Origin of the sequence: Epibacterium sp. MM17-32, from assembly GCF_022348205.1 — a bacterium.
GTDB lineage: Bacteria > Pseudomonadota > Alphaproteobacteria > Rhodobacterales > Rhodobacteraceae > Epibacterium.
The window spans coordinates 541,504-568,229 of sequence record NZ_JAKRFC010000001.1; the positions used below are offsets into that span (position 1 = coordinate 541,504).

At 63.3% G+C, this 26,726-nt stretch carries 28 protein-coding genes and 1 pseudogene; 6 read left to right on the forward strand and 23 right to left on the reverse strand.

Annotated features, from left to right (window positions below; translation table 11 throughout):
* Positions 1 to 14: 14 nt before the first annotated feature.
* From MHM88_RS02585 to fabD, 15 genes and pseudogenes are all read right to left on the reverse strand, one after another.
* A complete protein-coding gene (locus tag MHM88_RS02585; protein ID WP_239359644.1) occupies positions 15 to 422 on the reverse strand; it encodes a DUF3168 domain-containing protein in 408 nt (135 codons plus the stop codon).
* The gene (locus MHM88_RS02590; protein WP_219175037.1) at positions 419 to 757 is read right to left on the reverse strand and encodes a head-tail adaptor protein; all 339 of its coding nucleotides are present in this window, start codon (positions 755 to 757) and stop codon (positions 419 to 421) included. The genes MHM88_RS02585 and MHM88_RS02590 overlap by 4 nt, the downstream gene beginning before the upstream one ends.
* Complete coding sequence (locus MHM88_RS02595; protein WP_239359652.1) at positions 754 to 1,356, reverse strand: head-tail connector protein; 603 nt, start codon at positions 1,354 to 1,356, stop codon at positions 754 to 756. Before MHM88_RS02595 ends, MHM88_RS02590 begins: the two co-directional genes overlap by 4 nt.
* A 175-nt stretch (positions 1,357 to 1,531) precedes the next feature.
* Entirely contained in the window at positions 1,532 to 2,728 is a 1,197-nt protein-coding gene (locus tag MHM88_RS02600) for a phage major capsid protein (RefSeq protein WP_065323682.1), read from the reverse strand.
* Positions 2,729 to 2,748: 20 nt separating this feature from the next.
* A complete protein-coding gene (locus MHM88_RS02605; RefSeq protein WP_239359656.1) occupies positions 2,749 to 3,321 on the reverse strand; it encodes an HK97 family phage prohead protease in 573 nt (190 codons plus the stop codon).
* 35 nt (positions 3,322 to 3,356) lie between these two features.
* Positions 3,357 to 3,581: a hypothetical protein gene (locus tag MHM88_RS02610; protein ID WP_239319763.1), complete on the reverse strand. Its 225-nt coding sequence runs from the start codon at positions 3,579 to 3,581 to the stop codon at positions 3,357 to 3,359.
* Positions 3,574 to 4,779, reverse strand: coding sequence for a phage portal protein (locus tag MHM88_RS02615; RefSeq protein ID WP_239359658.1), 1,206 nt, complete (start codon positions 4,777 to 4,779; stop codon positions 3,574 to 3,576). The genes MHM88_RS02610 and MHM88_RS02615 overlap by 8 nt, the downstream gene beginning before the upstream one ends.
* Before the next feature lie 285 nt (positions 4,780 to 5,064).
* Positions 5,065 to 6,341, reverse strand: a pseudogene (locus MHM88_RS02620) (DNA-packaging protein).
* A complete protein-coding gene (locus MHM88_RS02625) occupies positions 6,334 to 6,687 on the reverse strand; it encodes a hypothetical protein (RefSeq protein ID WP_239359660.1) in 354 nt (117 codons plus the stop codon). Before MHM88_RS02625 ends, MHM88_RS02620 begins: the two are co-directional and overlap by 8 nt.
* Before the next feature lie 254 nt (positions 6,688 to 6,941).
* Entirely contained in the window at positions 6,942 to 8,096 is a 1,155-nt protein-coding gene (gene mltG / locus MHM88_RS02630; RefSeq protein WP_239359662.1) for an endolytic transglycosylase MltG, read from the reverse strand.
* A 1-nt stretch (position 8,097) separates the two neighbouring features.
* Entirely contained in the window at positions 8,098 to 9,366 is a 1,269-nt protein-coding gene (gene fabF, locus MHM88_RS02635; RefSeq protein ID WP_239319754.1) for a beta-ketoacyl-ACP synthase II, read from the reverse strand.
* Between the two features lie 477 nt (positions 9,367 to 9,843).
* Complete coding sequence (locus tag MHM88_RS02640) at positions 9,844 to 10,587, reverse strand: HisA/HisF-related TIM barrel protein (RefSeq protein WP_239319751.1); 744 nt, start codon at positions 10,585 to 10,587, stop codon at positions 9,844 to 9,846.
* Between the two features lie 184 nt (positions 10,588 to 10,771).
* Positions 10,772 to 11,005: an acyl carrier protein gene (locus MHM88_RS02645; protein WP_005645147.1), complete on the reverse strand. Its 234-nt coding sequence runs from the start codon at positions 11,003 to 11,005 to the stop codon at positions 10,772 to 10,774.
* Positions 11,006 to 11,389: 384 nt separating this feature from the next.
* Entirely contained in the window at positions 11,390 to 12,127 is a 738-nt protein-coding gene (gene fabG, locus MHM88_RS02650) for a 3-oxoacyl-[acyl-carrier-protein] reductase (protein ID WP_239359664.1), read from the reverse strand.
* A gap of 20 nt (positions 12,128 to 12,147) precedes the next feature.
* On the reverse strand, positions 12,148 to 13,083 hold the full coding sequence (gene fabD, locus MHM88_RS02655; RefSeq protein WP_239359666.1) for an ACP S-malonyltransferase: 936 nt from the start codon (positions 13,081 to 13,083) through the stop codon (positions 12,148 to 12,150).
* 202 nt (positions 13,084 to 13,285) lie between these two features.
* Here fabD and MHM88_RS02660 point away from each other — a divergent pair, with 202 nt between their 5' ends.
* Entirely contained in the window at positions 13,286 to 14,527 is a 1,242-nt protein-coding gene (locus tag MHM88_RS02660; protein WP_239359668.1) for a cytochrome b/b6 domain-containing protein, read from the forward strand.
* Positions 14,528 to 14,600: 73 nt separating this feature from the next.
* Here MHM88_RS02660 and MHM88_RS02665 read toward each other — a convergent pair whose 3' ends face one another.
* From MHM88_RS02665 to MHM88_RS02675, 3 genes are all read right to left on the reverse strand, one after another.
* On the reverse strand, positions 14,601 to 15,380 hold the full coding sequence (locus MHM88_RS02665; RefSeq protein WP_239359670.1) for a transporter substrate-binding domain-containing protein: 780 nt from the start codon (positions 15,378 to 15,380) through the stop codon (positions 14,601 to 14,603).
* Between the two features lie 278 nt (positions 15,381 to 15,658).
* A complete protein-coding gene (locus tag MHM88_RS02670; protein ID WP_239319741.1) occupies positions 15,659 to 16,237 on the reverse strand; it encodes a YceI family protein in 579 nt (192 codons plus the stop codon).
* Between the two features lie 240 nt (positions 16,238 to 16,477).
* On the reverse strand, positions 16,478 to 17,011 hold the full coding sequence (locus tag MHM88_RS02675) for a hypothetical protein (protein WP_239359672.1): 534 nt from the start codon (positions 17,009 to 17,011) through the stop codon (positions 16,478 to 16,480).
* A gap of 291 nt (positions 17,012 to 17,302) precedes the next feature.
* On the opposite strand from MHM88_RS02675, the gene rpsF reads away from it, so the two are divergent.
* Genes rpsF through rplI form a run of 3 tightly spaced genes read left to right on the forward strand, consistent with a single transcriptional unit; the run spans position 17,303 to position 18,544 of the window.
* Positions 17,303 to 17,656: a 30S ribosomal protein S6 gene (gene rpsF, locus MHM88_RS02680; protein ID WP_239319737.1), complete on the forward strand. Its 354-nt coding sequence runs from the start codon at positions 17,303 to 17,305 to the stop codon at positions 17,654 to 17,656.
* A gap of 29 nt (positions 17,657 to 17,685) precedes the next feature.
* Complete coding sequence (gene rpsR, locus MHM88_RS02685) at positions 17,686 to 17,913, forward strand: 30S ribosomal protein S18 (protein ID WP_005608650.1); 228 nt, start codon at positions 17,686 to 17,688, stop codon at positions 17,911 to 17,913.
* Positions 17,914 to 17,926: 13 nt separating this feature from the next.
* On the forward strand, positions 17,927 to 18,544 hold the full coding sequence (gene rplI / locus MHM88_RS02690) for a 50S ribosomal protein L9 (RefSeq protein ID WP_239359674.1): 618 nt from the start codon (positions 17,927 to 17,929) through the stop codon (positions 18,542 to 18,544).
* Between the two features lie 112 nt (positions 18,545 to 18,656).
* Here the strand turns inward: rplI and MHM88_RS02695 are convergent, their stop codons facing one another.
* Together MHM88_RS02695 and MHM88_RS02700 are read right to left on the reverse strand one after the other, a co-directional pair.
* Positions 18,657 to 19,508: a flagellin gene (locus MHM88_RS02695; protein ID WP_239359675.1), complete on the reverse strand. Its 852-nt coding sequence runs from the start codon at positions 19,506 to 19,508 to the stop codon at positions 18,657 to 18,659.
* Between the two features lie 291 nt (positions 19,509 to 19,799).
* Positions 19,800 to 20,645 carry a flagellin gene (locus tag MHM88_RS02700; protein WP_239359676.1) on the reverse strand — a complete coding sequence of 282 codons (846 nt, stop codon included), beginning with the start codon at positions 20,643 to 20,645 and terminating at the stop codon, positions 19,800 to 19,802.
* A 473-nt stretch (positions 20,646 to 21,118) separates the two neighbouring features.
* On the opposite strand from MHM88_RS02700, the gene MHM88_RS02705 reads away from it, so the two are divergent.
* Both MHM88_RS02705 and MHM88_RS02710 read left to right on the forward strand, forming a co-directional pair.
* The gene (locus MHM88_RS02705; RefSeq protein WP_239319730.1) at positions 21,119 to 21,586 is read left to right on the forward strand and encodes a lytic transglycosylase domain-containing protein; all 468 of its coding nucleotides are present in this window, start codon (positions 21,119 to 21,121) and stop codon (positions 21,584 to 21,586) included.
* Between the two features lie 164 nt (positions 21,587 to 21,750).
* Positions 21,751 to 23,715: a bifunctional 2',3'-cyclic-nucleotide 2'-phosphodiesterase/3'-nucleotidase gene (locus MHM88_RS02710; protein ID WP_239359677.1), complete on the forward strand. Its 1,965-nt coding sequence runs from the start codon at positions 21,751 to 21,753 to the stop codon at positions 23,713 to 23,715.
* 70 nt (positions 23,716 to 23,785) lie between these two features.
* On the opposite strand, the gene MHM88_RS02715 is transcribed toward MHM88_RS02710, so the two are convergent.
* From MHM88_RS02715 to tig, 3 genes are all read right to left on the reverse strand, one after another.
* Positions 23,786 to 24,700, reverse strand: a complete 915-nt coding sequence (locus MHM88_RS02715) for a GGDEF domain-containing protein (protein WP_239359678.1) — start codon at positions 24,698 to 24,700, stop codon at positions 23,786 to 23,788.
* Entirely contained in the window at positions 24,697 to 24,984 is a 288-nt protein-coding gene (locus MHM88_RS02720; RefSeq protein ID WP_239359679.1) for a hypothetical protein, read from the reverse strand. Before MHM88_RS02720 ends, MHM88_RS02715 begins: the two co-directional genes overlap by 4 nt.
* Positions 24,985 to 25,168: 184 nt before the next feature.
* Positions 25,169 to 26,500 carry a trigger factor gene (tig, locus tag MHM88_RS02725; protein WP_239359682.1) on the reverse strand — a complete coding sequence of 444 codons (1,332 nt, stop codon included), beginning with the start codon at positions 26,498 to 26,500 and terminating at the stop codon, positions 25,169 to 25,171.
* Between the last annotated feature and the right edge of the window lie 226 nt (positions 26,501 to 26,726).

Below are 26,726 nucleotides of genomic sequence, written 5' to 3' on the forward strand. Positions count from 1 at the left end.
GCGTTGAATTTCAGTCAGGAGTCTTCGAGGCGCGCGGAAAACCGCAGCGCGATGGAGCGATCCCCGTTGCTCAGCCGTTTGGCGTTGGCGCGGTCGAACCACAGCCCCACCAGGTGCCCGCGTGCGAGGGTCAGCGGCGCATCCACCAGAGCGTCAGAGATCGCTGCCGCCGCGCGTTTGGCGGCACTGAACCCGGCCGCATTGGCGACCACGGTCACGGTAAAGCGATGCAGCGCGCCGCCGCCTGTGACATCGGATCGGTCCCGCACGCTCTCCGCGCCGAGGGTCACATAGAGCCCCGGCAGTGTGCCCGCAGGCAGCATGTCGTAGATCGCCGTGCCCACCTCTGCCGCCAGCGTGGCATCGCTGATCAGGTGCTGGTAGACGGCGGTTTGCAGGCTGTGAGACAGCGCATAGGTCATGTGGCCAGCTCCTCTGTTGCGAAACAAATGAGGTAACGCCCGTCCATGTCGCGCTCTGCCACGGCGTCGATCTTGTAGATGCGGCTGCCCTCGCGAAACCGCTGGTCCGGCTTGGGGCGCGCGTTTGACCCCACCGGGGCGGCACGCAGGGTGATCCGATAGCGCTGCAGCGACACGGAGGTGCCGCGTCGGCCACTCTCTCGCCCCGTCAGCGCGTCAACCTCGGCCCAGTGCTGGCCCAGCTCGACCCAGGTGATGTCAAATCCTCCGGCGCCATCGCTGGTCGCTTGCGGATCTTCCAGACGCAACGGGCGGTTCAATCGCGGCGCGCTCATAATTGCACCCCGCTCCGGGCTAGGCTCAGGTGTGGCATCCGGTGACGGTCCAAGAGGCTCGCCACGCCAAAGGGCATGCAGCCTGCATGCAGCGAGGTGTCATCACGATACTCGTAATAATGCGCCGCCAGCAGCATCACCGCCTGCGCCAGATCTGCGGGAAGCGCGTCCCATGTGGCGGCCATCCCGGCGGTAAAGCGGATCACCGCGCCGCCCCCCGAGGGCATCATCGGCCAGACTGCCGCGCTCGGCGTCAGGCGCGGAGCATGGGCGTCGGGCGCCAGCGCATAGGCCGCCACGGGCACCTCCGTCTCCGCGCCGGTCTGATCCACCAGCGCCACCTGCGAGACGGTCGAGACCGGCGCCACTGGCAACTCCACCACGCGGGGCCAGACGTTCAGCCGCCACTCATAGTCGCGCGTCAAGAGCGCCTTGCTGGTGCGCGCCTCGATCGCCGCAAGGCTGGCGCGCAAGAAGGCCAGAAGCACCGCGTCCTGCAAGGCCTCCTCGCCAAAGCCGGTGCCCATACGCAGATGCGCCTTGAAGGCCGCAAGCGGCAAAATGCTGTCGGGCAGCGGGGTCAGTTCGTGCAAAATCATCGGCTCTCTCCGCTGAAAATCTGTCTCCCTCGCGCGGTCTTTGCCGCGCCGTCCATTGGACGGGTGCGCACCGGGTCTGCCGCTCGGACGGAGGGAGCAGCTGGACGACAAACCCATGAGGCACGCACCCGCCGACGGAGCCGGGCTGCCGGCCCCGTCATCCGGGCCTAAGCGCTCAGCTCAGCCCGAATTTCATCAGCTTGATCGCAGCAAAGTCGCTGACGTCGCCGCCCACGCGCTTGGTGGCGTAAAACAGCACATGCGGCTTGGCGGAGAACGGGTCGCGCAGGACGCGCAGGTCCGGACGCTCGGCGATGGTGTAGCCTGCGCCAAAGTCGCCAAAGGCGATCGACAGGCTGTCAGAGGCCACATCCGGCATGTCCTCTGCCACCAGCACCGGATAGCCCATCAGCCGCGCAGGCTCGCCCGCCGCAAGACCATCGGACCACAGGAAGCGGCCATCAGCGTCCTTCAGCTTGCGGATCAGACCGGCGGTTTTGGAGTTCATGACAAAGCTCGCTCCGGCGCGGTAGCGCGCGTCCAGCGCATAGACCAGGTCGATGATCGCATCCGCCGAGCCGATATCGCCGTCGCTGCCGGTCGCCACATAGCCGATATTGCCCCAGCTCCAGCTGTCATTGTCGACCGTAGGATGAGTCAGGATGCCGGTGGGCTTGTCCACGCCATCCCCCGAAATAAAGCTCTGCGCTTCAGCGCGGGCGAATTTGTCGGCGATCCGGCCCGCCAGCCAGCCCTCGATGTCAAAGGCGCTGTCATCAAGCAGTCGTTGCGACGCCTTGGGCAGGGCCGAAAGCTCGTGCAGCGGGATCACGATGCGGTCAATGGACGGCGTGCCGGTTTCCGTGACCGAGCCGGTCTCGGTGGCCCAGCCCGCGCCGACATCGGAATGGTCGATCAGCACGTCAAAGGACGTCGCCTCCACATTGACCACCGAGGCCACCGCACGGATCGAGGCGGTGGATTGCAGCACCGATTTCACCACATCCGAGGTCTGCGGGTCGACAAGGAAACCGCCATCGGAATTCACCGCCGTCGACATGGCCTTGGTGCCCATGTCGAGGCCGCGAAAGCCCTCCTCGTCGCCATGGCGCAGATAGGCTTGCATGGCCTTTTGATGCGGCGCGCCATCGACCTCCGCCGCCGCCAGATGCGGCCGGGCCGCGGTTTGGGTTTTACGATCCAACATGGTCATACGCTCTTCCGTCTGTTTGAGTTTCTCGGTCACGTCGTCTTGGAACCCCTTGAAATGCTGCACGAATTGCGAAACGGCCTGTTTCACTTCCGTGGCCACATTCTGCGGCGGGGTCGCCGCATCCTCGGGCGCGTGGCCCGTGAATGGATGATCTGTCATCTCTGATCCTCTTTCAGGGGTTAGGGTCTGGTGGCCGCGCGCAGGGCGTCAGCGAGGGCGCGCAGGCCCGCATCGGAGGCGTCGGATTTCGCCGCCTCCGCCTCGCGCCGGGCAAGCCGCGACAGTCGGGCCGAGGGCAGCATCGGGAATGTCACCAGCGACACCTCCCAGAGCTGCAGTTCCTCCAGCCGCCGGTGGCCTTCCTTGTCGCGGGTCGCCTTCACGGTGCGATAGCCGATCAACAGCCCCTCGATGGCCCCGGCGCGCACAAGGGCGGCGGCCTCTGCGCCTTTCTGGGTTTCCGTGAGGATACGCCCTTTGACGCGCAGGCCGGTGTCGTCCTCAAGGATCTCGTCCCAGACGCCGATGGGGTGGCTCGGGTCATGCTGCCAGAGCATCTTGACCTTGCTGCCGCGCGAGTGATGCGCCGCGAGTGAGGCCGCATAGGCGCCACGGGTGACGATATCCTTGCCCTGATCGGGGGTACCAAAGAGGCTCGCATAGCCTTCGATCACCTCTCCGGCGCTTAGGGACAGCGCCTCGCCAAAGCGGGCGAATTTGGTCTCGAGCCGGGGCTCATGATCTGTCAGCATCACGCTCTACCTTTCTGAAATGTCTTGATTATCGCTCAGGGTAACTGCACCGACAGGAAGCCCTGAAAGGCCTGCGCAAGGATCACGGCAGCAACGCCGTAGACGGTGATCCAGAGCCGTTTTTCCAGCCGCTCCATCATCCGTTCCATCCGATCCAGTCGCCGGTTCAGCGCCTCCTGACGAATTTCGCTCACGCGTTCATGGGCACTCAGTCGCTGGCTTGGAGCGCAGTCAAAGGGCGGCAACGGGTCGTCAGTCATCCGGCCCCTCCACGCTGCGCGGCGGCAGGCCCAGCATCTGGCGCTTCTCAGACTCGGTCAGAAAATCCGCCTGTGTGACGCGCCGCCACTGCGCCTCGCGTTCGGTGCTGAGGGCCTGCACCTGATCGAGATCCGGTTTCAGCTCCAGGACCTCGGTGCCAAAGCGCATCAGCCAGTCAGAGAGTTTCGCCGCCACCCGCATCGCCAAGGGCAGCACCGTCAGGCGATAGAACGCCCGGTTGGCCTCTTGATAGTTGGCATAGGTGGCATCGCCCGGAATGCCGAGGAGCATCGGCGGCACCCCGAAGGCCTGCGCAATTTCGCGCGCGGCGCTGTCCTTGGTGCGGTGGAATTCCATATCGGAGGGGCTGAAGCCCATTTGCTTCCAGTCCAGACCGCCCTCCAGCACCATGGGCCGCCCGGCATTGCGCGCACCCTGAAAATTGGCCTCAATCTCCTCGGTGAGGCGGCGGAACTGGTCATCGCCCATCTGCCCCAACCCGTCAGAGCCGGTCCAGACCAGCGCACCGGAGGGTTGCGCGGCATTGTCCAGCAGCGATTTCGACCAACGCGCGGCAGCGCCATGCACCTCGACCGCGGTGGCCGCAGCCTGCAGCGGCGCCAGACCGTAGTGATCGTCCAATGGATGAAAGCTCTTGAGGTGGCAGATCGCCGGGCGCGCGGGGTCTATCGCAAAGCGATGCGTCTTGCCGCCCACCGCATAATCATAGCCCACCGGCCAACCATCGCCCCCCGGCACCACCCGCATCCGATCCGGGCGCAGAATGTGCAGTTCCACCGGCCAGCCCGCATCAGAGGCGACTGCCTCGATATAGGCATTACCCGACAGGAGCAGATTGGCATAGAGCGCCTCCAGCATTTCTGCCCGCGCCTGCGCCGCATTGGGGCGCGACAGCAGCGAGAGCAGCGGGTGACTGTCATACCGCGCATCCGTGCTCTGGAGCACCAAAGGCAGCGCGGCGGCGGCCTCGGCGATAAGTTTCACCGCGCGGTGGCCAACCGGGTTGCCCAGAAACCCTGCGCGGGTCAGAGAGACCGTGTCGCGCGGCCCCCAGGCGGCCTGCGTGCCATTGCCCATGGGCAGCACCCGCGCCGCAGCGCTGGCCTTTTGCAACGGGGCCGCAGCCGCCGTCTGATCCACTCGCCCCGTCTTGCGTCGCAGCAGGTCAAAGACCATGGTGCACTCCTTTGCCGTTCCGGTTTCGCCTTGGGCCGATGCCCGTCGTGTTGGAAAACAATCTGCCACAGGGGTTTGAACATCCCGCCAGCAGGGCGCACGCTGGGGGCGCAACACCTTGCGATAAGTCTCTGATAGAAAAGCAAAACGCCCGCGCGAGGCGGGCGTTTCACTAGAGTTTTCAAGGGACTGCCCCTGACCCTGGGTGGGGGTAAAGCCCCCTCCCGTGGGGAGGGTCGGGGGCTGTCCGACCTGACGGCCGGACGGATCGCGCTGGCGTTCGGATTACAGGCGGCGGATCTTGGGGCAGCGATGCTGCTCTGCCGGGCCGATAATCAGTGCATGCAGCGCCCAGACCAGCGCATCCACACGGTCGGGGGAGCCATCGCCGCGATAGCCCTGCGCCGTCATCAGGCACATCTGCTCCTCCAGCTCTTGCAGGCCCGGTGCATGATGCACGCGCCCCTGTTCATAGAGCGCCGCCACGGGTTCGGCACGCGCAGCCTTGCCTGTGCTGGCGTGAACCGGCGTAAAGGGCACCAAGGGATCAACCTGCCGCAACACGGTGCCCACCAATGCGCCGCCCTGATTGACCTCGGCCACCAGCCGCTCAGCCCGATAGGCGTCCCGCGCGGCAATGGCGGCGCGCGCCCAGCCGGTTGGCCCCAGCCCCTGCACCGTGTGATCGGCGAGCACATAGGCGCGCCACTCGGAAATCGGCCCCTGTGTCTGTGCCCCGGCAACAATGATGCCGCAAGCATCCGAGCCCTTATGCGCACTTACCGACGGGTCCACCGCCACCACGATCCGGTCGAGGGGCGGTCTGTCGCGACGCTGGAGCTGCTCCAGCATGCCAGAGGTCCAGAGTGCGCCATCCACATCCGCCAGCATCACGCCGTCCAGCTCTTGCCGTGCCAGTCGCGATCCGCCGTAGCGCGCCCGGACTTCCGTCAGGAAACCGGGCGCGAGGTTGGCGCGGTTGGCCTCGGTGGGCGCATGGGTGGTGACGGTCGAAGGGCTCTCCAGCAGCTGTTTCAGCAGCGGCACATTGCGCGGGGTGGTGGTCACACAGACGCGTGGGGCCGCGCCCAGACGCAGGGCGAATTGCAGCATGTCCCAGGCATCCTGAGCGCGGCGCCATTTCGCCAGCTCGTCCACCCAGGCGGCGTCAAACTGCGGTCCGCGCAGGGCCTCGGGGTCAGAGGCCGAAAACGCCTGCGCGGTGGCCCCGTTGGGCCAGACCAGCCTGCGTTCGCCCGCGCGCCACTCCGGGCGGCGGTCCGGCGGCGAGCAGGCAAGGATGCCGCTGTCGCCATGGATCATCACGTCGCGCACCTGATCGTAGGTCTCGCCCACCAGCGCCACGCGACGCGCGCGACCGATGCCAAAAGGCTCTGCCCCTCGACCTCGGACCGCACCCATTCCGCGCCGGCGCGGGTCTTGCCCGCCCCGCGTCCGCCCAGGATCACCCAGGCGCGCCACTCGCCCGCAGGCGCGCATTGATGCGGCAACGCCCAGAGGTCGAACACATAGGGCATCGCCGCCAGGGTGTGCTCATCCATCTCCTCCAGCCAGATCTGCGTCATGAAGCGCGGAACAGAGGCCAGCCAGGCGGCGCTCGATCTCATCGCGGGCGGCACAGAGGTCGAAAGCCACCATGCGGGCGGCACCAGGGGCGTCTTTGCGGTCGACAAGGGTTTTCTCCACTTTCTGGATGTCACGGATCAGGCCATCGAGCTTGGCAATCTGCGGCTTGAGCTGCGCGGTGTCGGGGTTGATGTCCTGTTCCGCCTCGAACTGGGCGAGGTAATCCTCGCTGATCCGGCGCGCACGCCGGAGGCTGTCGTGCAGAGAGCGCAAGAGGTCAGAGCTGATCTCCATCAGCTCTTCGGGCGTCTGTGATGTCATGGGGGGTACGGCCTCGTCTCAGAACGATCCGTTGGGAGAAACGGGAGGCCAGGATCAGAGACCCGTCCAGGTCCGCCGATCCTTGCCCCCACGTTTTCCAGCTGCCGGGGAAGGTTTTAGCGCAGACGGATGAACATCACGTCAGACCTGCGGGCGGCCGGGGCGCAACGGCCACGGCTTGTGCTTAGGCGCCCCCTGCACAAACCAAGCGCTGGCAAAGAAAAAGGGGGGCCGTGCCCCCCTTTGATGTCGTCTCAGTTGTTGTTGCGTTGCGCTTCGATCTCGCGCCACTTGGCCACGTTGCGGTTGTGCTCTTCGAGCGTTTCCGCAAAGGCGTGCCCACCGGTGCCATCGGCGACAAAGAACACATAGTCGGTCTGCTCCGGGTTCACCGCCGCCACCAGGCTCTCAAGCCCCGGATTGGCGATCGGCGTCGGCGGCAGGCCTTCGATCACATAGGTGTTCCAGGGGGTGACACCGCGCAGCTCGCTCTGGCGCAGACCCCGGCCCAGCACGCCCTCGCCCTTGGTGACGCCATAGATCACCGTGGGGTCGGTTTGCAGGCGCATCCCGCGCTTCAGGCGGTTGGTGAAGACCGAGGCCACCACGCCGCGCTCCTCGGCGATGCCGGTTTCCTTCTCGATGATCGAGGCCAGGATCAGCATCTCCTCAGGCGTTTCGACGGCCGCATCGGGGCTGCGTGCCTCCCATGCGTCGGCGATCCGCTGGTTCTGGCGGGCTTTCATCTCCGTCAGGATCGCTTCGCGCCGGGTGCCGGGGCGGATTTCATAGCTGTCCGGCGCCAGGCTGCCTTCCTCCGGGCGGCGACCGGGATCGCCTTCGAGGATGTCCATAGCCTTGAGCGATTCCACCACCTGCCAGCTGGTCACACCTTCGGCCAGCGCAATGCGGTAGCGGGTGTCGGCCTCGGCCTTCTTCTCGGTATAAACCGCCGGGGTCTCATCGACGCCGGGCACAAACTCCGCCCGCTCCACAAAGGCGTTGGTGGCGGGGTCCAGTTCGCGCACCTCGGCCAACACGCGGGTCACGCCGACGCGATAGACGATCTCGGTGCCGCAGGTAGAAGCGCCGCCGCGGGTGATCTGATCGACGATCCCCTCCATCGAGGCGCCGGGTTCGACCAGAAAGCTGCCCGCTTTCAGGTCCTGCGCCTTGTCGGAGTATTTGACGCCGATACGGAAAATCGCGCCGGAGGTCACCGCACCCTGCTCTTCCAGATTGCGGCTGACGCGCGACATGTTCGAACCGGGCTGCACGCGCAGGCAGATGGCCTCCGCCAGCGGTCCATCGGAGGTGTATTCATTCTTGCCCCACAGGATCACACCCGCGAAGAGGAACAGGCCGACGATCAGGATCGTCAGCATGTTCGAGGCCAGGCTGCGCCACATGTCAGTCGCTCACTTTCCCGAAGATCACCGAGGCATTGGTGCCGCCAAAGCCGAAGGAGTTCGACAGCGCCACATTGATCTCGCGTTCGCGTTTTGCATTGGGGGCCAGGTCGACCGGGGTCTCCACCGCGGGTGTGTCGAGGTTGATGGTCGGCGGCGCCACCTGATCGCGGATCGCGAGGATGGAGAAAATCGCCTCGATCGCGCCCGCCGCGCCCAGGAGGTGGCCGGTGGCGGATTTGGTCGAGGACATGGTGGCGTTCTGCGCGTGATCGCCCAGCAGACGCTCGACCGCGCCCAGCTCGATGGTATCCGCCATGGTGGAGGTGCCATGCGCGTTGATATAGTCGATGTCCGCCGCGCTCAGCCCCGCGTTGGCAAGGGCTGCCCGCATGGAGCGCTCGCCGCCCTCGCCGTCCTCGGAGGGGGCGGTGATGTGGTAGGCATCGCCAGACAGACCGTAGCCCAGAACCTCGCCGTAAATCTTGGCACCGCGTGCCTTGGCGTGTTCGTATTCCTCCAGCACCACGATGCCGGCGCCCTCGCCCATGACGAACCCGTCACGGTCCGCATCATAGGGGCGCGAGGCCTTGGTCGGGTCATCGGCATATTTGGTCGAAAGTGCCTTGCAGGCGTTGAAGCCCGCGATGCCGATCTCGCAGATCGCCGCCTCGGCACCGCCTGCGATCATCACGTCTGCGTCGCCGGATTTGATCAGGCGGGAGGCGTCGCCAATGGCATGCGCGCCGGTGGAACAGGCGGTCACAACCGAGTGGTTCGGCCCTTTAAAGCCGTGGCGGATGGAGACCTGGCCGGAGATCAGGTTGATCAGCGCGCCGGGAATAAAGAACGGAGACACGCGACGCGGGCCCTTTTCCTTGATCATCACGGCGGTGTCGGCGATCGACGACAGGCCACCGATGCCGGAGCCGATCATCACGCCGGTGCGCAGGAGGCTTTCCTCGTCCTCGGGGGTCCAGCCCGCATCCTTGACCGCCATTTCCGCGGCAGCAATGCCATAGAGGATGAAGTCGTCGATCTTCTTCTGGTCTTTCTTCACCACCCAGTCATCGGGGTTGAAGGTGCCCTCGGTGCCATCACCGCGCGGCACCTCGCAGGCGTAGGTGGTGGTGACACCGCTGGCCTCTGCATCAAAGAGGGTGATCGGACCGGCGCCGGACTGCCCGTCCAGGAGCCGCGCCCAGGTTTCCTCGACCCCGGATGCCAGGGGGGTCACCAGGCCCAGTCCGGTAACAACTACTCGACGCATTCCTTGCTCTCCTTAGCGCTTCAGCAATTCGTCCATCCAATTACCTTGGAATGGCCAAAATGTGCAAGAGCGGGAAGCCCGCCGCGCCTTTCGGGCAGATTTGCGTAAAATCTCGGCGAGTTTTCCACAGGGTGTAAGGCTTTGGTAAGCTTGATGTCGGACAGTGGTCCTTGGACGAAGCAAAGAACCAGGGTTCCCCCACATGAGGCTCTTTCATCAAAACAGGCCGTAGGTGAAAAATCGCCTGCGGCCTGTGTTTTGTTTGGGATGGGGCTGTCTGGTCGGTGGGCTTTGGGCGTTTGGTCGTCCGCCTTACCACAGACAAGAGCGCCACCAGAAGTGCCACCCCGACACGTGTATCGGGCCGCGCCGGTTGAGAGGGGCCGGATGCCTGTCGCGCCTCCGCCCCCAAACATTCGCCGTTAGGCCAGACCCGCCGGCGTTCTCAGCCCCTGATCGACATGATCAGCCCGGGGATCAGAGGAACTCCGCCACCGGTTCAGCTTCGGGCTGTGCCGTGGCCAGCGCCTCTTCGAGCGAGACGGTCTTGTTGAACAGGGCCCGGCCCACCAGCGCGCCTGCGATGTTCTGCACATATTTGAGCCGCGCGATATCATCCGCCGTGCGCACCACGCCGCTGGCGATGACCGGCGATTTGGCCTTCGCGGCAAGGCTGGAGATCAGACCCAGCTGGGCGTCCAGATCGCTCATGTCGCTGTCGATGTCGGTGACCAGGATCCCGGCGAAGGGCACATTCTCGAAGGCATCGACAAAGGCTTCGGGCGTCCAGGCGCCGGATTTCCGCCAGCCTTCGGTCATCACCTGACCCTGCCAGACGTCCAGCGCCAGCACGACCTGATCCGGGTGGTATTTGGCCAGTTCCGCAACCGCGGCGGGATCATAGGCGGCCATGGTGCCGATGACGACGCGCCCGGCGCCCTTCTCGATCCAGTATTCCGCCCGCTCGCGCGAGCGGATACCGCCGCCCAGCTGGACCGGAACCCCCGCCGTGCGGATGATTTCCGCCACCAGCTCGTCATTGGAGGTGTCGCCTTGCAGCGCATTGAAATCGGTCAGATGCATCCACTCGGCCCCGGCCTCGGCAAATCCCTTTGCCGTTTCGACCGGATCAACATGCCAGATCATCGGCGCGTCGAGGTTCCCCTTGTCCAGGGTCACGCAGCGGCCATCCAGCAGTTCCATTGTGGGATAAATCATCATGCTCCGTCGTCTCCGATTGTTCTCATAATGATTATGAGCATAGCATGATGCGGCGCGTTTGTGATCGCTTGTCTGCGTGAGACGAACGTCAAATTCTGCACCAGCAAACAAAAAGCGGCGCTTTTCCGCAGGAAAGCGCCGCCTCTTTAATCACGAAATCGTGAGGTCTCTCGAAAAGGCCCGATCAGGACGCTTCGGAGATGAACTTCACGGCGTCGCCGAAGGTCTGGATGGTCTCGGCTGCGTCGTCCGGGATCTCGATGCCGAACTCTTCTTCGAACGCCATGACCAGCTCAACGGTGTCGAGGCTGTCTGCGCCGAGGTCGTCGATGAAGGAGGCGCTTTCGGTCACCTTGTCTTCTTCCACACCCAGGTGCTCTACAACGATCTTTTTCACGCGATCTGCGACGTCGCTCATGTCTATTCCTCGTTTTTTTCAGGGCCACAAGAGCCCGGTTCTGCCCTTGCCCACTCGGGAGGGTTGGTTGTTGCCCAAGCGGGCGGTGGGGTCCCGTCCGGAAACGGGTCGTGCTGGCGAGGCGAGCAGCCTGCCAAGACGAAAGATGGGGGGCCTATAGCACAGACACAAGCCGACGCAAATCATTTCGGTTGCGTTAAAGCGCGGTGCCTGCGTGGCCGTTGCCCCCTGCGGTCACACTGTCCCCTGCACGCTGGGCGAACAACCCCCGAGTGTCGCCGCAATGCAGCGCCCCGTGCCCCGACGTCAGCCAAGGGTTTGAAAACATGAAAAAAGACCGCGCCGTTTCCGGCGCGGCCTGTTCCCGATCACCCGTCGTGGAGATCAGAGCATTGCCATGCCGCCGTTGACGTGCAGCGTGGTGCCGGTCACATAGGCGGCCTCGTCAGATGCCAGATAGAGCACGGCGGCGGCGATTTCTTTCGAATCCCCCATACGGCCTGCCGGGATCTGGGTCAGGATCGCGTCTTTCTGGCTGTCGTTGAGCTTGTCGGTCATCGCAGTGGCAATGAACCCGGGCGCAACCGCGTTCACGGTGATGCCGCGGTTTGCGACCTCATAGGCCAGCGATTTGGACATGCCGATCATACCGGCCTTGGAGGCGGCATAGTTGCCCTGACCGGGGTTACCCGTGGCGCCAACGATGGAGGAGATATTGACGATCCGGCCCCAGCGCGCCTTCATCATGCCGCGCAGCACGCCCCGGCACAGGCGCATGGTGGAGGTGAGGTTCACGTCCAAGACGCTCTGCCATTCCTCGTCCTTCATCCGCATGAAGAGGTTGTCCTTGGTGATGCCGGCGTTGTTGATCAGGATGTCAACGGAGCCCATGACTTCGGCGGCCTGCTTGGGCAGCGCCTCGACCGCCTCGGCATCGGAGAGGTTGCAGGTCACCACATGCGCCCGTTCGCCAAGCTCCTCGGCCAGCGCGTGCAGCGGGTCGGGCCGGGTGCCGGACAGCGCAACAGTCGCCCCCGCTGCGTGGAGAGCGCGCGCAATGTCGCCACCGATGCCACCGGATGCGCCTGTGATCAGCGCGTTCTTACCTGTCAGATCAAACATGTCTGTCTCTTCCTTATGGATTATGCGCCGCTCACGGCCTTGACGTCGGCGTCGGTGCCGACCTGTTTGGAGACCAGGGCGCGGTCGATCTTGCGGATCATACCCGAAAGCGCCTTGCCCGCGCCGATTTCCCAGAATTCGGTGACGCCCTTGGCGGCCATGGCCTCGACGCTCTCGCGCCAACGTACCGAGCCGGTGACCTGCTCCACCAGAAGCTGGCGGATGGTATCGGGGTCTGTGACCGCGTCAGCGCGCACATTGGCGATCAGCGGCACCGCAGGCGCCTTGATTTCCACGCCTGCAAGTGCCTCGGCCATGACATCGGCAGCGGGCTGCATCAGGGCGCAGTGGAACGGGGCGGAGACTGGCAGCATCACCGCGCGTTTGGCGCCTTTCTCCTTGGCGATCTCGGCGGCACGCTCCACCGCGGCCTTGTGGCCGGAGACCACCACCTGCGTGGGATCATTGTCATTGGCGGCCTGCACCACCTCGCCCTCGGCGGCGGCCTCGGCGGCGACGGCTTTCACCGTCTCGAAATCCAGCCCCAGCAGCGCCGCCATCGCGCCAACACCGACCGGCACGGCGCTTTGCATCGCCTGGCCTCGGGTGCGCAACAGGCGCGCGGTGTCGGCTAGGCTGAGCGCGCCGGAGGCGGCCAGCGCGGAGTATTCGCCCAAGGAGTGACCGGCCACAAAAGCCGCCGTGTCGATGCTGACCCCCTCGGCCTCCAGCGCGCGCATCGCGGCCATGGAGGTCGCCATCAGCGCAGGCTGGGCGTTCTGCGTCAGGGTCAGCGTCTCGATGTCACCCTCCCAGATCAGGCTGCTCAGGCTTTCGCCCAGGGCTGCGTCCACCTCTTCAAAGACGGCCTGTGCCGCCGGGTAGGCCTCGGCCAGCGCCTTGCCCATTCCGATGGTTTGGGCGCCCTGGCCCGGGAAAACGAATGCGATCGACATGGCTGTCCTCATTCATGAAACTGTCGTTCCCGGTGGTTTAGACGGGGCTGACGTTGCGTACAAGCATTCGGTGCCGCGAAATCCGTCATTCGCGCGCACGCAGGGGGGATGTGCATCCGTGAAGGTTGGTGAATATTGAACCCGCCTGCGGTGTTGTTACCTTTGAGCCAACACCTGATCCCAAAACAAGGACCCAAGTCCCATGTCCCGCAGCAATACGTCCAACAGCTACGGCGCGATCACCAAGAGTTTTCACTGGTTGACCGCCCTGCTGATCCTCTCGGCCTTTCCGCTGGGCTATTTCGCCAATGAGCTGGCCCATCAGATCCAGAGCCCGGAGTTCGACGGCGCGCAGGCCACGATCGCGCGCGCCACATTGCTGTTTTCGCTGCACAAGACCGTCGGGGTTGCGGTGTTCTTTACCGCGCTGCTGCGCATTCTCTGGGCGCTGACGCAGGAAAAGCCGGGCCTGATGCATCCGGATCGCAAACTGGAGACCTGGGCCGCGGAGACCGCGCATTGGGTGCTCTATGGTGCCATGGTGATCGTGCCGCTGTCGGGCTGGATCCACCACGCCGCCACCGACGGGTTTGCGCCGATCTGGTGGCCCTTCGGGCAGAACCTGCCGCTGGTGCCGAAATCAGAGCTGGTCTCTGAGCTTTCGGCAACCGTGCATTATTACACCATGCTGCTGCTCGGGGCGACGCTGCTGGCGCATGTGGGTGGGGCGTTGAAGCACCATGTGATCGACCAGGACAGCACCCTGCTGCGGATGGCACCCGGCACCCGTGCGCTGCCGGAACCGCCGGCGCAGTCGCATTCCGCGCTGCCGTTTCTGACCGCGCTGCTGGTCTGGATCGGGGTGATCGGCGGCAGCACCGCGCTGTTCATGCAGTCTCACCCGGTCTCGGCCACTGGGACCACGGGGACCGAGACCGCGCGCCAGACGGCAGAGGGCTCGGGCTGGGCGGTTCAGGACGGCAGCCTCGGGATCGAGGTCGTGCAGATGGGCAGCACCGTCAGCGGCACGTTTGCGGACTGGAGCGCCAACATCAATTTCGAAGAGCCCGCCGCCCCCGGCCCGGCCGGCGATGTGGAGGTCACGATCACGATCCCCTCGCTGACACTGGGGTCGGTGACCGATCAGGCGATGGGGGCGGATTACTTCGACGCGGACACCTATCCCACCGCGACCTTTATCGCCGAGATCGTCCAGATTGAGGGTGATCAGTATGAGGCCCAGGGCACGCTGACCATCCGCGACCAGTCGGTGCCCACCACCATGCCCTTCACCCTCACGCTGGAGGGCGACACGGCCACCATGTCCGGACGCACGGAGGTGAACCGGCTGGATTTCAACATCGGAACCGGCACGCAGGATGAGGCAACGCTGGGCTTTGGCGTGGAGATCACGGTCGATCTGACGGCGACGCGCGCAGACTGACCCGGCCCGCAAACACGCAAACACCGCCGCCCCGGATCGGGTGCGGCGGTGAAATCAGTCTTGATGCGCGCGCTCAGTAGCCCAGATACTGGGTGCCGAGGGTGTCGCGATAGCGTTCGGCCCATTTCTGATTGATCGCATCCAGCGTGCCGTCGGCCTTGGCCTCGCCATAGCAGCGGTTGAAATCCTCCGTCAGCGCTTCGGTGCGGAAGTTCATGCCGTAGTCGGACGGCGCAAAGATCGCCTGGAAGGTCACGTCCTGATTGGGATCGAACATCAGGTCCGCCTGTTCGCGCAGTTGCCGGTTGTATTCGGCAAAGATCATGCCGTCGCCGATCACCGCATCCACGCGATGACCAAAGATCATCCGACTCTGGCCGATCTGGTCAGCGATTTCCTTGTAGCTCTTGAAGCTCGGCACCGCGTCCTTCAGCCCCGGGATGATCTCCGACGCGCCCATGAAGGCAATCACCGACTGGCCCGACAGCGCCGAAAGATCCGCATAGCCGGCGCCCGCCGCCGACAGCGAGGACACGCCGTTCTGATACTGGATGTAGGCGTCGGACTGGACCCCGTCGAGCGGCATGCCAAGAGGAACGGTGGCGACCCCGTCGCCCTTGCCGTTGGCATAGGTTTTCCAGTGCCGGGTAAAGGGCTGGATCTCGAAGGTGACGCTGTGACCGCAGCGCTCCATCACGGTGGTGATCACCTCGGCCTCGCGCCCGGTGCCATCCGCGTTGAACATCGGCGGCAGGTCCCCGGCCAGAATGGTCAGGTCCTCGGCATGGGCAAAGGCCGGGATCTGGGTCGCGGCAAGCGTCAGGGCAGCAAGGATGGGGCGGGCATTGAACATGGGGCAGACTCCTGAGTCGATGGCTACGGTCGAATGACTGCCCCAGAGCCTTGTCCAACGGCGGCTAACGATCACTTAACGCACGCGCCTGAACTATGCGCGATACGCAGGGCATTTGTATCAAGTTGCTGCTGCTCCCCGGCGCCCGTCCGATGCTACGGCAGGCGACCGGCGCGATCCCCCCACTGTCCGCGCGATCCGCAGCGCCCGGGCACAATGAAAACCACCGGCCCTGAGATCAGGACCGGTGGTCAAAAACATCACAACGATGGGCGGGATTATTCCGCTTTCATCGCCTCGACGGAGATCTTCACTTCGACCTCGTCGCTGACGAAGGGCGCGAACTGGCCCAGCTCATATTCGGAGCGCACCAGGGTGGTGGTAGCGTCGAAACCGGCCCAGGGCTTTTTCGCCATCGGGTGCTCGCCCGCCTGGTTCAGCTTGGCATCCAGCACCACCGATTTGGTCACACCGTTCAGGGTCAGGTCGCCGGTGATCTTGGCGGTGTCTTCGCCGGTCACTTCGATGCCGGTGGAGGTGAAGGTCACCATCTCGTCATCGGTGGCGCCGAAGAAATCATCGGACATGAAGTGGTTGAAGCGGGCTTCCCAGCCGGTCAGCATGGATTTCACCGGCATCGACACGGAAACCGACGAATTCGCGGGATCTTCCTGGTCGAACATGATGTCGCCTTCGAAACCGGAAAACAGGCCGTAGGTGGTGGAATAGCCGAGGTGGTTGTAGCTGAACAGGATCTGGCTGTGGCTTGCATCAAGCGTGTATTTTTCCGGCGCGGCAAAGGCGGAGGTGGCGGCGGTGGTGCCGATCAATGCAGCGGCAAGCAGGATCTTTTTCATGGGTCTGGGCTCCAGTGTCATGGTTTGATGGTCGTAATGTCGGCCATGCGGGTGGCGTCAGCTAGTCCGCAAAACCCAACATCGGGTGTTGGAAAATGAACACCCGACCCTGCGGATTTATTCGCAGTCGCCGCAGATCTATATGACATCGCCCGCAATTTCCTGTGGGAAAGCGGGCGGCTCACGCGAATGTCAGAGAATGTGGGGCCGCAAAATGGCAGCAGCGGCGGGGAACCGGGCTTAACCGATCACCCGTAGATGCGGCCGCAGCTGCGTCAACAACAGCTTGCGTGTGCCGCGCCCTTCCAGCGGCAGTTCGATCAACAGAGTGCCGTCGGCCTCCAGCAGCTGCACGCTCTTGCTGGTGAACCGCGCCGCGCCAAGACTGTCGTAGCTGCGCCGCACCAGCACCCGCGCCCGGCCATCGGCGCGGACCTCCTCGATCCGCATCTCGCCGCGCTGGGCGTCGAACTGGAACTCCGGCTGCGGCGTCTGTTCCCGCAGCAGCAAGAGGCACAGACCGAAGAACAGCAGGAACACCGAAATCCCGACCCGGATCAGCGCCATCTGCGGGTCCGCACCGGCCTCGGGCACCAGCCAGAGACCGGTGGAGGCCAACACCATGCAGCCGCCGAGCAGGCGCAGCACCATGGCAGATACGGACCCGCCGGGCCGGATATTGACCTGTGTCGGCGCGGTCGCCTGCACGCCGGGAACATGGTCCAAGGGCGCTACGCGGCTGAAGTCGAGCACATTCTGGTCAATCGCGGTCATGGCGGTTATCCTTTCCAGCTCCGGCAGGTGTGAGACCCGCCGTTAACACTCTGTTAACCAATTTCTCGCGCCGGATTGGGGCGGCAGTGTGGCAGGCTTTGGGAATTCTCGCGCCCGCCCCCGGCCCATGCGGCGGCGCCGTTGCAACAGGCCGCTTGCGCTTGGGAACAAAGACGTCTAAGGGGAAGCCTCCTTCCGTATCTTTGGATCCGCGCAGACTCTCGTGGTGGGGCAGCGGAAGGCGATTATGCCCTGCCTATGAAATGCGCCCAGACACAAACAGGAGTTCGCATGCCACTCTATGAGCATGTCATGATTGCGCGTCAGGACCTGTCCAACTCGCAAGCTGAAGGCCTCATCGAACACTTCGGTGCTGTTCTGTCCGACAACGGCGGCAAGCTGGTCGACAACGAGTACTGGGGCGTCAAGACGATGGCCTACAAGATCAACAAAAACCGCAAGGGCCACTATGCCTTCCTGCGCTCCGATGCTCCGGCAGCGGCTGTTCAGGAAATGGAACGCCTGATGCGCCTGCATGACGACGTGATGCGCGTTCTGACCATCAAGGTCGACGAGCACGCCGAAGGCCCCTCGGTCCAGATGCAGAAACGTGACGAACGCGACAACCGTCGCGAGCGCCGCTGATCTAACGCTTGAGAAAAGGACGCTAAACCATGGCAGCCAAACCATTTTTCCGCCGCCGGAAAGTGTGCCCGTTCTCTGGTGAGAACGCGCCCAAGATCGATTACAAGGACACTCGTCTGCTGCAACGCTACATCTCTGAGCGTGGCAAGATCGTGCCCTCCCGTATCACCGCCGTTTCGGCAAAGAAGCAGCGTGAACTGGCCCGTGCTATCAAGCGCGCCCGCTTCCTCGCCCTGCTGCCCTACGCCGTGAAGTAAGGAGACCTGATCCATGCAAGTTATCCTTCTTGAACGTGTTGCGAAGCTCGGCCAGATGGGCGACGTCGTTGACGTAAAGCCCGGCTTTGCCCGCAACTACCTGCTGCCGCAGGGCAAGGCGCAGACCGCGTCTGACACCAACATCGCAGCTTTTGAAGCCCAGAAAGCGCAGCTCGAAGCGCGCAACCTGGAGACCAAGAAAGAAGCAGAAGCCCTCGGCGAGAAACTCGACGGCCAGCAGTTCGTCGTGATTCGTCAGGCCTCCGATGGTGGCAACCTCTATGGCTCCGTCACCACCCGTGACGCGGCTGATGTTGCAACCGAAGAAGGCTTCTCGGTCGACCGCAAGCAGGTCATCATCCGTGAGCCGATCAAGACCCTGGGCCTGCACATCGCAGAAGTGCACCTGCACCCCGAGGTCATGGTGACCGTCGAGCTGAACGTTGCGCGCTCCCCCGAGGAAGCGGAACTGCAGGCCTCCGGCAAGTCGATCCAGGAACTGGCCGCTGAAGAAGAAGCCGCAGCAGAGTTCGAAATCTCCGAACTTTTCGACGACATCGGCAGCGCCGCTTCCGACGACGACGAAGGCGATGCACCGGCTCCGGCCGCAGAGGACGAAACCAACGCCTGATCCACGCGATCAGATGTTGTGACCTGAATTCAGGGCCGCCCGGTAATCCGGGCGGCCCTTTTCTTGTTTGGGTTCACGGGGGGGGCAGGATCAGACCCGCGCGGATCCGCCTCTATTGCCGGAACAGCTGCAACAACAGGCGCGGCGCCTGATTGGCAATGGTGAGCGCCTGGATCGCCAGCTCCTGCTGGGTCTGCAACGCGGCCAGCCGGGCCGAGGCTTCCTCCATATCGGTATCGGTCATGGCAGAGACGCCCTGCACCATCGAATCCACCAGACGGCCGACAAATTCGGACTGGTCTTCCAGCCGCGCGGCAGAGGACCCAAGAGCGGCGGCGCCGTTGATCGCAGTCTGCAGGAAGCTTTCGATTTCGCTCAGCGCCGAGGCGGCAGAGGCGGTGTCGGTGATCGTGGTCAGGCTGCTGGCGAGATCGAGGTTGGAGGTGAAATTCACCGAGTCGATGGTGATTTCCTGAGCCGTCACCGCGCCGCCCGGCCCCACCCGGTTGAGCGAGGCCAGCACCCCCAACTGGGTGCCACCGCTGCCATCCAGATCCGCCGCCAGCAGGTTGGCGCCATTGAACTGGGCTGCGGAAATGATCGCTTCGACCTGCTCCACCTTGGAGGCGATGTCGGTCTGAATGGTGTCGTGATCCACGTTCTCCGACTGGGCAGAGACGATCAGTTCCTTGATTTCGGTGAGTTTTTCAACGATTTGTTCGGCTCCGGCAGAGGCAACGGCCACGGTGGCCTCGCCCAGTGCGAGCCCCTCCTCGATCGAGCGGAAACCGGCAATATCGGATTCCATCGTCTTGGCAATGGCCCAGACGGCGGCATTGTCCTTCGCCGATCCGATCCGCTTGCCGGTGGAAATGGAGGTCTGCACATCGGTCAGATCGCCATTGATGGTTTTCAGGGTGCGCAGGGCAATCATCGCCCCGGAATTCGTCAGGATACTGGACATGATGGGGTTCCATCGCATGGGACAGTTTTGGTCCCGCAGGTGTAGACCCCGCTTCAGGGATCGCTCCGTGCCCATTCCGACACTGCCGCCCGTTGCCGGGTGCGGCGCCATCCGCGCAGCTGCCTGCCGCGATGCGCGTTAACTATACGCTCAAAGCCTTACTGCGGAGTTAACGCCAAAAACTGCTGTTTGCAGGATCTTTACGATGATCGCCCGAGGCATCGCGATCACACGCAAAAACCGCCGCCCCCCTGGGGGACCGGCGGCTGTTTTACCGTGTCTCAGCGAGACTTATCGGAACAGCTGCAAGAGCGAACTTGGCGCTTCATTCGCGATCGTCAGCGATTGCGTGGCCAGGTCTTGCTGCGTCTGCAGGGCCGACAGTCGGGCGGACGCCTCTTCCATGTTGGTGTCGGTCATGGTCGACACACCCTGGGTCATGGAGTCGACCAGGTTGCCCACGAACTCGGACTGGTCTTCCAGACGGGCCGCATCCGCACCCAGAGCCGCAGCGCCGGTGATGGCGGTTTGCAGATAGGCTTCGATCTCACCCAGAGCGGAGGCCGCGGAGGCGGAATCGGTGATCTGGGTCATGGACGCCAGGTCGAGGCTGGATTCAAAGTCGACGGTGTCGATGGTGATTTCCACGGCAGACACGGTGCCGCCAGCGCCAACGCGGTCAAGCGATGCAAGAACGCCCATCTGCGTGGTGGTGTTGCCGTCGATATCGGAGGCCAGCAGGTTTGCACCGTTGAACTGGGCCGCAGAGATGATCGCGTTGACCTGCTCAACCTTGGAGTCGATGTCAGTCTGGATGGTGGCGTGATCCACGTTCTCGGACTGAGCGGAGACGATCAGTTCCTTCATCTCGGTCAGTTTTTCCACGATCTGCTCGGCACCGGCAGAGGCAACCGCAACGGTGGCTTCGCCCACGGCGAGGCCTTCTTCGATCGCTTCGAAACCGGCGACGTCGGATTCCATGGTCTTGGAGATCGCCCAGACTGCGGAGTTATCCTTGGCAGTGCCCACCTCTTTACCGGTGGAGATGCTGGTCTGGGTTTCGTTGAGGTCGTCGTTGACGGACTTCAGGGTTTGCAGCGCAACCATTGCGCCGTTGTTGGTCAGAATGCTGGACATAGAGCACCTTATTCAATGGCAGGACAGTGATTTGTTATCTGTCCCTTATTCAGGTTTTCCCGTTACACGGGGGCGAGTGGTCCCGTCCTAAACCTGCCTTACGCCTCGCGGCGTCAGCGCCACCTGTCACCAGATGCACCGTTACACTGGCATAAATCATCTTACCGAGAGATTAATGCCGCCCACCCTCATTCCTACAATTTTAACACAGCTGAATGATCTCCTAATCGACGAAAAAGAGATGCAATTTCATCGTGCTATTGCTGAAAATTAAACAGAGTTCCGCCCCCGGTTTCAGCCCAGTCCCGCCTCGGGACCACTGTCCCCTGAGCCCGTGTACCGCGGACGACAGTACGCAGGATGCCATGCCATCCCCGGGATCGGCAAAGCTCCGCCCTGCTGCCGGCGCGGGTCTTGCTGCAGCTGAAATCCCGGCTAATCTGGCGCCGCAGCAACAACCGAAAGAGCCCCCCATGCATCGTCGTCACCTGCTTTGGACTTTGGCGGCCTTTTCCCTCAGCTCCGCGGCGGGCTGCGCACGCACCGAAACGGCAACGCGCGCCTACAGCCCGCCCCTCTATCCGAATGAAACCCCGGAGCTGCGGCAAAAGATCAACTACTGGGCCGACCACTATGAGGTGCCGCGCAGCCTGGTCCACCGGCTGGCAGTGCGCGAGAGCACCCATCGCCCCTGGGCCACCAACCGGCCCTATTACGGGCTGTTGCAGATCCTGCCCGCCACTGCGCGCTCCATGGGGTTCCGGGGGCAGCCGAAGGACCTGCTGGATGCCGATACCAACCTGAAATACGCAGTGCGATATCTGCGCGGCGCCTGGCTGATCTCTGACGGCAGCCAGGACACGGCGGTCAAACACTATTCGCGCGGCTACTACTATGAGGCGAAGCGGCGTGGCATGCTGCGCGAAACGGGCCTGCGCTGAGCCGGTTCCGCCATCGCGCTCCCGCGAAACGCGCTCCCGGATGTCAAATTCTTTGACCACAAGGTCAAAATCTGGCCTGCTGCAATATAGCCGTCACATGACTTGGCTACGACATTGCACAGGCCCCCACCCCCGGGGGTTGATTTGATTTCAAGGAGTAGAACATGCCGCTTCAACTTGATCGCCGGTCCTTTCTTGCCGGCAGCGCCGGCGCCGGGCTGATTGCCCTGCATCCGTTTTCCGTTCAGGCGGCCGCCGGGCAGGTGCACCTGCGCCTGATGGAGACCACCGACCTGCACGTGCATGTGTTTCCTTATGACTATTACGGCGACAAACCCGTGGACACGGTCGGCCTCGCCCGGACCGCGGCCCTGATCAACGATATCCGCGCCGAGGCCACCAACACGCTGCTGCTGGACAATGGTGACTTCCTGCAAGGCAACCCGATGGGCGATTACATCGCCTATGAGCGTGGCATGAAGGACGGCGACCAGCACCCGGTGATCACGGCGATGAACACCGTGGGCTATGATGCCTCCACCCTGGGCAATCACGAATTCAACTACGGCATTTCCTTTTTGATGAAAGCGCTGGCCGGGGCCGGATTCCCGGTGGTCTGTGCCAATGTCGCCAAGAAGATGGGCGCCTCCCCGCGCGAGGATGAGACGCTGCTGCCGCCCTATGTGATGCTGGAGCGCACGCTGACCGATGGTGCGGGCAACACCCATCCGATCAAGATCGGCCTGATCGGCTTTGTGCCGCCGCAGGTGATGAACTGGGACCGCAAGCATCTGGAGGGCAACGTGCAGGCGCGTGACATCGTCGACTGCGCCCGCGCCTATGTGCCCGAGATGAAGGAGAAAGGCGCAGACATCATTATCGCGCTGTCCCACTCCGGCATCGGCGCGGCCGATCACAGCGACGGGATGGAGAACGCCTCGGTGCCGCTGGCGGCGGTTGAGGGCATTGATGCCATCATGACCGGACACAGCCACCTGGTGTTCCCCTCCTCCACCTATGCGGATTTTGCGGGTGTTGACGCCGACAAGGGCACCATCCACGGCACCCCCGCCGTCATGGGCGGCTATTGGGGCAGCCATATGGGGCTGATCGACCTGATGCTGGAGCGCGATGGCAAGGGCTGGCGTGTGGTGGGCCATGCCTCCGAGGCGCGCCCGATTTCCAAGCGCAACGAAGACCGCAGCGTCACCGCGCTGGTGGAAAGCGACCGATCTGTGATCGACGCGGTGCAGGCAGACCATGATGCCACGCTGGCCTATGTGCGCCGCGCGGTGGGCAAGACGGACGCGCCGCTGCACAGCTATTTTGCGCTGGTGGCGGATGATCCGTCGGTGCAGATCGTCTCGATCGCGCAGACCTGGTATATCTCTCAGATGCTCAAGGGCACGGAATATGAGGGGCTGCCGATCCTCTCCGCCGCAGCGCCGTTCAAGGCTGGCGGCCGGGGCGGGCCGGAGTATTACACCGATGTACCCGTGGGCGATGTGGCGATCAAGAATGTCGCCGATCTCTACCTCTATCCCAACACCGTGCGCGCGGTGAAGGTCACCGGCCAGCAGGTCAAGGACTGGCTGGAGCGCTCGGCGGGGATGTTCAATCAGATTGAGCAAGGCAAGGCGGATCAGGTGCTGCTGAACCCGGAGTTCCCCAGCTACAACTTTGATGTGATCGACGGGGTGACCTATCAGATCGACCTGAGCCAGCCGCCGATGTTCACTTCCAAGGGCGAGGTCATCAACCCGGACACCAACCGGATCGTGAACCTCGAATTCAACGGCGCGCCGATTGATCCCGCGCAGGAGTTCATCATCGCCACCAACAACTATCGCGCTGGCGGCGGTGGCAGCTTCCCCGGGGCGATGGGCGATACCGTTGTGTTCGAAGGCCCAGACACCAACCGCGATGTGATCGTGCGCTATATCGTGGAACAGGGCACCATCAGCCCCAAGGCAGACGGCAACTGGCGGTTTGCACCCCTGCCCGGCACCTCGGTGCTGTTCGACACCGGCCCCAAGGCGGCGGACTATGCGGATGCGGTTCCCGGCGTGTCGATCACACCGGCCGGCGATGGCCCGGACGGGTTTGCCCGCTTCAAGATCGAACTCTGATCGCGGCCAGACACCGCGGCTGACAGGTCAAATGGGCCGCCCCGGCGCACATCGGGGCGGCCCTTTTGCGTCAGGCGACCCGATTGCGGCCGTCGCGCTTGGCTCTGAGCAGCATCACATCCGCCCGGCACAGCGCTGGCATCAGATCTGCCTGCCCCGTGATGGCGGCGCAGCTGAACGTGGCAGTGATCTTGCGCATCTTCAGAATTCCGGAGCCTTCGAGCTGTGCGCGGCATTGTTCGGCAAGCGCGCGTGCCGATGCCAGATCCCCGCACGGCCGCAACACCAGAAACTCCTCGCCGCCCAGCCGGAACAGGAGATCACCGGGGCCCAGTTCCTGCTGCACCAGCATCGTCACCGCCTTCAGCACATAGTCGCCGGTGGGGTGTCCGAGGTTGTCGTTGACGCTCTTGAAATCGTCGAGGTCAAACAGGATCAGGGCTGCGTCGGACAGATCCTCGATTTCGGTCACCGCCTCCAGGTGGCGCCGGTTGAAACATCCGGTCAGCGGATCGCGGATACAGCCGCTGACCAGCTGATTCTGCGCTTCGTCGATGCGGATTGCGGCATACCACAGGAAGGCAAGGCACAGGCTGAGCGCAAAGAAGAGCCGCATGGCAAAGGGCCAATCGCCACCAGAGAACAGCGTCATGGAAACAACCCCGCCGCAAAAGATCAGCGAGAACACCAGCGGGAACAGGCCACGCGACACCAGGAAGGCACCGATCACGGCCGGGAAGGCATAGAAACCGGTCTCCGGCCCGATCAGCCAGATCCCCAGCACGATCGCCGCCCCGATCAGGCAGAGCACAAGGTTGATCGAGACCGGCAGCCGTTGCAGGCGCAGCGCCGCAACGAGGTCGAGCACCAGGATCAGCACCACAAGCGCCAGAATGGCCGCCATCGGGTAGGTCCCGCGCGACAGGTTGACCACAACCATGCCCGCACAAATAAGGGCAACGCTGGCCCCAAGAAGGATATTCACGCGGCGCTGAATCCTGGTCGTTGGCATGGATCTGTCCCGATACGATTTATGCGTTTGAAGGCGCTGCCTTGAAATTTTTTTATATCGACGACTTTTGATTTTTTCGCGGGCAAAGGAAAAGCCCCAATCCGACAGGCGATGAGGGGAAAAAAACAGTGCCTTCCCCGCAATGGCACGACCTGCAAATTGATGCCCCCCACCGTTTGGGGCGGTTTCTCTAAAAAATTGAATGAATTAGACGAAATCGCACCAAATGGTTGAAGCAACTGAATATTTTCAAGCATGAAAGGTCTCAGTTGCAGATACCTGGCCCAAAACCGCAGCCGCGCCGAACTGCGCGACCAGATGATTCGCAGCCTCCGCGGCAAAGGTCGCGCGCGCTAAAATCCGCGCCAACGCGCCCGTCACCCAAAGAAAAAGAGCCGCCCGGACCGGACGGCTCTTTCCAAAAACTCAAAGAGGAAGAGATTATTCTTCTTCCAGCGCCTCGACGGCTTTTTGCAGGTCTTCCTTGGAGACTTCCTTCTCGGAAACCTTCGCCTGATCGAACACCAGGTCGATAACCTTGTCTTCGAAGATCGGCGCGCGCAGCTGCTGCTGCATCTGGGCGTTCTGCTGGATGAACTCAAAGAACTGACGTTCCTGGCCCGGGTACTGGCGTGCCTGCTGCATGATCGCCTGGGTCATTTCCTGGTCGGTCACTTCGACTTCGGCTTTCTGACCCATTTCGGCGAGGAGCAGACCCAGGCGCACGCGGCGCTCGGCCAGCTTGTTGTGCTCTTCGGTGGGCTCGATTTCCGGGTGGTCGTGGCCCTGCACGTCCGGGTTTTCCTCGTGCCACAGCTGGTGTGCGATCTGCTTGGCTTCGGCCTCAACCAGGCTCGGCGGCAGGTCGAAGGAGACCAGATCGGCCAGCGCGTCGAGGGCTGCGCGCTTCATCACCTGACGCGCGGCACCGGCATATTCTGCTTCGAGACGCTCGGAGATCTGACCTTTCAGCTGGTCCAGATCCTCGGCACCGAATTTCTTGGCCAGCTCGTCGTTGATCTCGGCCGCTTTCGGGGCTTTGACCTCTTTGATGGTGCAGGAGAAGGTGGCTTCCTTGCCCGCGAGGTGCTCTGCGCCATACTCTTCGGGAAAGGTCACGGTGACGTCTTTTTCCTCACCGGACTTCACGCCGACCAGCTGCTCTTCGAAGCCGGGGATGAAGGAGTTGGAGCCCAGCGTCAGCGGGTAATCCTCGGCGGAACCGCCTTCGAACGCTTCGCCGTCAACCTTGCCGACAAAGTCGATCACAACCTGATCGCCATCCTCGGATGCGGCACCCTCTTCGCGGGCTTCGAATTCCTGTGCGGAGGACGCGAGGTTTTCCAGCGCCTCGGTCACGGCTTCGTCTTCGGCTTTGACGACCAGCTTTTCCAGCTCGACGCCGGACACGTCGACCTCGGGGATCTCGGGCAGCGCCTCATAGGACATCTCGACGTTGACGTCGTCGCCCTCTTTCCAGTCTTCGTTGGTCATCTTGACGTCGGGCTGCAGCGCCGGACGATCGCCGGAATCTTCGAAGTGCTTGTTCATCGCACCATCGACAGCTTCCTGCATGACTTCGCCCATCAGGCGCGGACCGAATTGCTTTTTCAGAAGCGGCATCGGAACCTTGCCCTTGCGGAATCCCTTCATCTCGATCTCGGGTTGCGCTTCGGCCAGTTTCGCGTTGACCTTTTCTTCCAGCTCGGTTGCCGGAATGGTGATCGCGTAGCCGCGCTTCAGACCTTCGTTCAGAGTTTCAGTGACCTGCATCATATTCCCCATAGAGATTCGGGGCGCGCGCGCAGGCTCCGCCCCCAGACAATTTGTGGCCTTCTATTGGCCCGCGCGGCGCGGTGCAAGAGGCATCCGCCCCGATCCGCCCATGAAGCGCCCCAAACCGGCGCTTTCCCCCCGTTTTTACGCCGTGAAAGCCGCAGACCACATGCAAACGCCCCCCGGGAGGAGCCGGGGGGCGCAGCGTGATGCGGACAACCGA